Genomic DNA, 6,567 nt, shown 5'->3' with positions numbered 1-6,567 from the left:
AAAATCCGTGCCGTCCTGATGGCCGATGTCGTGGAGTGTGCAGATGTGCGGATGATTCAAGCTGGAGACCGCGCGCGCTTCGCGCTCGAAGCGCTGTTTTGCTTCCGTATTTTGCGTGAGATGCTGCGGCAGGATCTTGATGGCCACGTCGCGCCCCAGACGCGTATCCCGCGCGCGATACACTTCTCCCATCCCGCCCGCGCCCAGCGGTGCGCCAATCTCATAGGGGCCTAAACGCATCCCAGGTTGGAGGGCCATAATCTGGCCGCAGATTATGGCAGGCTTGCTAACTCAAAGCTACTCGGAGTGCGGCTCGAATTGTCCATGGGTCAGCCTTGTGGTCGAAACAGCGCCAGTAGCGCCTGTCCCTGAATGCCGCCCGTCGCCGCGCAGCGACCAGGCTGAAATGTAGCGATGGCAAGCAGTGTTTTATGTTTTGCAGGACATCTGATGATGAATCGGGGTATTAAAAAACGACATGTAAATTCGGGGTTCTGCACTTCTGCTTTTTGGGATTCGCGATGCGGGCCGTTCCTCACCCATCCGCCGTGCAGGTTGCAGCTAACTCTTCAAACTATCCAGAAAAGCGCACAGCGCCTCGCCTGACTGAATCATCAGCTCCGCGTCTTGGGTATTTCTCATCGTTCCCCAAATTCCCATCTGGCAGGCCACGATCAGCGCCGCGACTCCCTTGGTCGCAACATTCTTCTTGATTTGCCCACTTTTCTTGGCGCGCTCCAGCGCATCCACCAAGGCTTGGCGCTGCCGCCTGTAACTCCGTTCAATGCGCATCCGAAAACCTTCATCGAGCGGCGACATTTCCTGCGCCAGATTATTCAGCGGACACCCATGTGCAATCATCTCGGTATCCGCCACATCTTCCCGAATGTTCCGGCGAAACATTGTCTTGATGGTTTCTATCGGATCGCTCGCGTCTTTCAAGGGATCGATCCATCGCGGATTGCCCGATGGCTGAATCACCTCTTCCACGATGGCGTATCCCAGCTCCGCCTTATTCTTGAAATAGTGAAAGAGGGCGCCCTTCGTGGCGCCGGACCTCTCCGCGATATGGTTTAAGCTCCCGCCCTGGAAGCCGTTCTTATAGAACTCTTCGAAAGCCGCCTGAAGAATCCTCTCTCTTGTACCATCCATATTTTTGAATACTCCTACCCCGTCTCATCATACCTTATTTATTTCGCCGATATATCACCGGCGTCCGGAGCACGTCGACAACGTGATATAGAGTCTGACCGGCTTGCCGCGTTACAGCGAAACGTCTGTTCAATTGCCTCCACACGGTCGTTCGAGTCAAGACGCGCTCCCCACTCTGTTCGAGCGCTGCTCTGATCGTTGCGCTTGCCATACGGCTTTATCTAGTGGAACGCAAGAGTTCCATCAGACCAGTATGGCACCGCAATTGGCACAGTCCGCAACGGCGGCAGCTCTTTGTTCAGTGGACTATCCGGTTTGTCTGGGTCCGGAAACCACAGGGAAGTAGAAGAAATGGGCGAGTTCGGATCATTGGCGTCCAATTCAGCAGAATTTTTTATCGGCAAGAAAAACATCACGTGGCACAAATTGTGTGTATGGCCCAAATGAGAAAGGTATGCATCCTTGGACATCATGTAGCTCATGGCCCCCGGCTCCACCGGCGGAATCTCCTTCTTCGCATACGCTTCTTTAATCCCCGCAATACGCCCATCTACAGAGGTCACTCCAGCCAGCGTCATTTGCGTCAGCTTGTAAAAAATCGGCAGGATTGACCGCACAGCCGGCGGATTCAGGCAAATGGGCCCGTTCTGCTTCGGACTCCAGACATCATAAAAGTCAATGCTGGCCGCCCACGACGGTCCCGCCATGCACACAAAACCGTTCGTACCTTTCACTGCTGTCTCCCAGCCTTTGGCCGTCAGCACTAAAACAGTCGCATCCTTTGAAATGTCCGGGGGAGCGGCGCTTCGCGCCAGTGCGATTGCCGCATTTCGATCCATTAGATACTGCCCAATCGGCAGCATCTTCGGATAGGGTCTCTCATCCTGCGCCCGCGTGACCACCGCCGTCGCTGCCAGTACGACCACCGCAACGGCCCCCGCTAGAATTTTCCCCATAGCTCTTCGTGCGATTTTTCTCGGCATCTTCAAGCGCTCCATAGTTGCCTCTTCCCTCACAGCAATGCTGTTCCTGCATCCAGTATCAACATACCGACTGGTCGGTACACTGTCAACACATTTCTCTGCCTCTCGCGATCAACTCATCTCAAACTTCTAGGCATTTGTATCGAGAAGTAATGACATCCCAACCTGCCTATCATGCCGTTGCTTTGCCAATCCAGAAGTGCCGTCGGGCCACCGTGGCACCGCAGAATTGAAGTAAGCGGATAGCGCGCCGCTTCTATTCCAGTGGAGTGATAGAGGGGCAAGCGAGAAATTCGCTGGGGAGCACCTAATTCTTCCCCTAGTTTGATTTTGGTGAAACAGCAGCAAAGCGTTCCACCAGTTTTGCCAGAGCATTGGGTGCCTCGTCAGCGACGTAATGTCCTGCGCCTTGAATCGTCTCCACGTCCACGTTCGTGCATCCATGCGCCCGCATCGCAGCGGCAATACGCGGCAAGAAGGTTTCGACGACGTCATGTTCGCCTGCGCCGATGACGAGCGGAATGTCCGTGCGCCCGGTTTGCGCGGCAAAAAACTTCGCATCTGCGGGAAACGCCCGATAGGTCTCAAACGCAGCCGGCAGGTGATCGGGATCCCTGTAAGCGTATGCGTAGTGGTCCACGTCGGCGTCGCTCAGCTCTCCAAGAAAATATCGGAAATACTCCGCTTGGCGGCCGCTCACCAACTTTTCCGCCACGTCACTCTGATTAAAGCGCACGTGCCACGCGCGATCGACAAGCTCCTGCCACGGGTCGAGGCCAGGAAACGCCGAATCCAGAATCATCACCCCACGCGCCGTCTCCCCATACCGGCGTGCAAACGCGTAGGCCACCATTCCTCCGACGTCGTGCCCGACGACATAGACGTGCCCCAAGCTCAGGCTAGCCACCAGCTGATGAAGATCTTCGGCAAGGTTCGCTGCATCGTAGCCATTGTCGGATGGCGCGGATTCGCCCACTCCCCGCAGGTCTACCGCGATCACCGTGAACCGCTGCGCTAAAAGAGGCATAACACGACGAAACTCGTACCAATCCTCGGGAAATCCATGCAGCAAGACAACCGCAGGGCCGCTTCCTCCGCGGACATAGTGGAGTTCCGTGCCATTCACCTTCGCAAACTTCGACTCAAAGCCACTTCCCAATGGCTCGTCAGGTGCTGTGGTGACAGGCTTCATGGGTTCATCATCGTTGACTCTTGGGAAGAACTTCCGTATATCGGCTACCAGAAGATCGGGTTGCTCAAGCGCCGCGAAGTGCCCGCCTCTGGGCATCCTCGTGTATTGCACAACGTTATAGCTCTGCTCGATCCAAGAGAGTGGCGTAGAGTACACTTCCTTCGGAAAATCCGCGAATGCCACAGGAGTTTTTAGATACGGAAGTGGCGCTGCTTCTCTTTCCTCGAGGCGATTCTCGCGGTATATCCGCATCGCGGAACCTATCGTACCGGTCACCCAGTAGAGCGTGACATCTGTCAGAAATGTGTCGCGGTCCACGGCGGTAAGAAAATCGCCGTTGTTATCCGTAAGGAATTGGAATTTATCGATCATCCAGGCCAGCCATCCAACCGGTGAGTCAGTCAGGGCATAGGCAAGAGTCTGGGGTTCACTGGATTGCAGGTTGAAAAAACTGCTTTCTTCCGATTGGAAATAGGAATAGCGCCTCCGCTCAAAGTCGCTCATTTTTGCAACCGCTTCTTGGTTCGGAGGATCTGCGTACAAAAGGTTCAGGTGCAGCCCGATCACGTGTTCGGGTGCCTGGCGAGCGATGTCGCGGGCTATCTCAGAGCCCCAATCGCCACCCTGAACACCGTAGCGGGAATAGCCTAAGCGATCCATGAGCGCGATAAGAGCACTCGCCATGCGCTTTGGGCCCCAGCCTCGCGCTGTCGTTGGTCCGGAAAATCCAAATCCGGGAAGCGAGGGGATGACCACGTCAAACGCCGGCGTGCTGGCGTTCTTCGGCTGTGTGAGCGGCTCGATCATTTTCAGAAATTCGAGGAACGAACCGGGCCATCCGTGAATCAGCAGCAGCGGAATTGCGTCGGCGCGGGGCGAACGCTCATGGATAAAATGAATTCGCTGCCCGTCAATCTCCGTCGTGAACTGATCGAAGCTGTTGATGCGCGCCTCTTGTGCGCGCCAGTTGAATTGTTTCTGCCAGTAGTCCGCCAATTCGCGCACTTTCTTGATATCCACTCCGTACTCCGAAGTTGTGCCGGGGAGCTGGTCGGGCCACCGGGTGGCTGCCAAGCGACGATCGAGATCCTCAAGAACGGAATCCGCAACATGCACCTTGAACGGCTGAATATCTGACGCTTGGGATTGCTGCTTCGCATTCGACGTTCTTGCATCCGTGTGAGCTGAGGCTTCCGTCGCCGGCGCTGGCTGCGATTGTGCGCTCGCTTGAGTCGTCACCAGCAGCAGAAGTGCCAATATCCCCGCTATGATTCTGCCGAAAGTTCTCCACGCAATCCTGGTCGGATGATCCGGGTCACGCAATATCTTGTCGGTGTCAATCACGCCGTCAAAGGCGCCGCTGGACCGTATCCATTGGTTGATCTTCTGTCGAACGGCTTCCTTCGCATCCGAGTAGTATCCGGGCATCGTGAAATTCGCTCCCTCAAGTGGAATCACCGTGCAACCGAAAAAAACGAGAATTGACAAGGCCGCCTCTCAGACGAGGAACTGCACCTCGAAGTAATTCAGTTGTCGTAAAAAGAGCTTATTTCTTCGGCCGCTCGCACACAAAGTTCGAGGCGTCATTCGGATCGCCGCTGCCTTTGTACTTCGCTGCCTGCGGATACGGGCACAGAGGCCGCGTCATCTTTGCATGCGTTTCGTCCTCGCCTTCAAACTTCGACGCAATAATTGTTGACGGCACCGTGCCCTTTTCCACCCACTGTTCCAAAGATGCGTCCACGCTGTGCTGCGGGTCGTCGAACTTCAGATCATAGAACGCGCCGAACGAATCCGGCCCCGGGCCTCCCAAGCAGTGTTGCATGCCCGGCACCATGTAGAGACGGACGAAAGAGTCGACATCCTTTTGCGCCATCTTCCTGACGACGCTCTCGTAATAGTTGATCGTGCTCAACGGCGTGATTGCCGGATCATTCCAGCCTTGATAGAGAATCAACTTTCCTCCACGGGCTTTGAATGGGTTGAGGTCGGGATCGGTAGCGTTCAGGATCTGCGCAAATCTCTCATTGGCTGCTTTCAGGTCCGCATCAACCTTGAACGTCTTGTAGTCCCAATCGGACTTCCCGAATACAAAGTCGGAAAAGAATCCGTTGGCGGAAGACGCAATGGTACTCTTCCCGGGCGCCGGGCCGGTGATCCAAACGTCCCAGCCGCCTGGACCCCCGCCTTGACTCTCTTCGCCGCCGGGCAGATAGCCGGGGTAAACTACGCGCCCTTTGGAATCGAGCATTCCCGCGTAGAGTTTCTTCAGCGCAGTGACCTGCGCGGCTGTCAGGCATTTATCGGAATCCCCTCCCTTGCACTGGATCGTCGCGGGATCGAAGTGACACTGCCGCGGATCGTTCAGAATGCCATCGTGCACCCCGTCCGCCACGTCGCACGCGGCGTTCACTGCCGCTGCAATCGTGGGAACCTTTGCCGGAGGAATGAAGCTGGCCGGATCCATTGTCAGGACCTGGGCGTCATAAGCAAAACTCACGAACAGAGCAGTGAGGTCGGTCACCGGAGCGCCGGCTAAGATCCCGTCATAATCCTCGGGATAACGCTGGGCTTCGATCAACGCCTCGCGCCCGCCGTTGGAACATCCGGCGAAGAATGAGTGCTCTGGAGGCTTGGAGTAATAAGCCGCGATTACTGTCTTGGCGACGCTCGTCATCTCATGAATTCCTCGATAGGCGTAATCGATAATCTTTTCCGGGTGCCCCAACGCCCAGCCCGCATCGAAGGGGGATGATCCCGTATGTCCCGTGTCAGTCGCCGTCGCGGTGTACCCCGCCTTCATCGACGTTGCGAGTTGCACAATGTCAATCTGTCCGGCGAATCCGCCACCGCCGATTCCTTGCAGCTTGCCATTCCATCCCGAGACCGGAAGCCAGACTTCGATTTTAATGTCGGAGTCTGAGGTCGGCTTCGCCTCGGCAACGACGCGGCAGAATGCCGGAAGACTCTTATAAAAAAGTGCGAGTTCGCTGCCGCTCTTCGGTGTCGGAGGGCCGTTGAACGTGCCCGCCGCAACCGTCTGCGCAAACGTAATCGTGGTGTTGGGAACCTCTGCCGCAGTCAGGCGTTCGCACGCGTCCTGGGCGACCGCTCGCCGTGCCGCACCCAGCACGGCAACCAAGGTAACGGTCGCCAATATGATGGTTGGGATTGTCTTTTTGTCCATCGGTGTTCTCCTTATGAATGCGTAATAAATAGGTATCTCAACGAGCCGCCAGC

General features: G+C 56.1%; 5 protein-coding genes. All 5 read right to left on the bottom strand.

The window, feature by feature from the left end; translation table 11 throughout:
- Positions 1–258: protein kinase (locus VGR81_13085; GenBank protein HEV2289872.1), on the bottom strand; the 258-nt coding region annotated here is incomplete at its 3' end.
- A gap of 303 nt (positions 259–561) precedes the next feature.
- Positions 562–1,152, bottom strand: coding sequence for a TetR/AcrR family transcriptional regulator (locus tag VGR81_13080; protein HEV2289871.1), 591 nt, complete (start codon positions 1,150–1,152; stop codon positions 562–564).
- Between the two features lie 221 nt (positions 1,153–1,373).
- Positions 1,374–2,135, bottom strand: a complete 762-nt coding sequence (locus tag VGR81_13075; GenBank protein ID HEV2289870.1) for a hypothetical protein — start codon at positions 2,133–2,135, stop codon at positions 1,374–1,376.
- 319 nt (positions 2,136–2,454) lie between these two features.
- On the bottom strand, positions 2,455–4,815 hold the full coding sequence (locus VGR81_13070; protein HEV2289869.1) for an alpha/beta fold hydrolase: 2,361 nt from the start codon (positions 4,813–4,815) through the stop codon (positions 2,455–2,457).
- Between the two features lie 58 nt (positions 4,816–4,873).
- On the bottom strand, positions 4,874–6,514 hold the full coding sequence (locus VGR81_13065) for a tannase/feruloyl esterase family alpha/beta hydrolase (GenBank protein ID HEV2289868.1): 1,641 nt from the start codon (positions 6,512–6,514) through the stop codon (positions 4,874–4,876).
- Positions 6,515–6,567: the final 53 nt, after the last annotated feature.

It is taken from the genome of Candidatus Acidiferrales bacterium (assembly GCA_035934015.1).
In the GTDB taxonomy this organism is placed as follows: Bacteria; Acidobacteriota; Terriglobia; order Acidiferrales; family UBA7541; genus DAHUXN01.
This window is presented reverse-complemented; position numbering and strand designations above follow the sequence as displayed.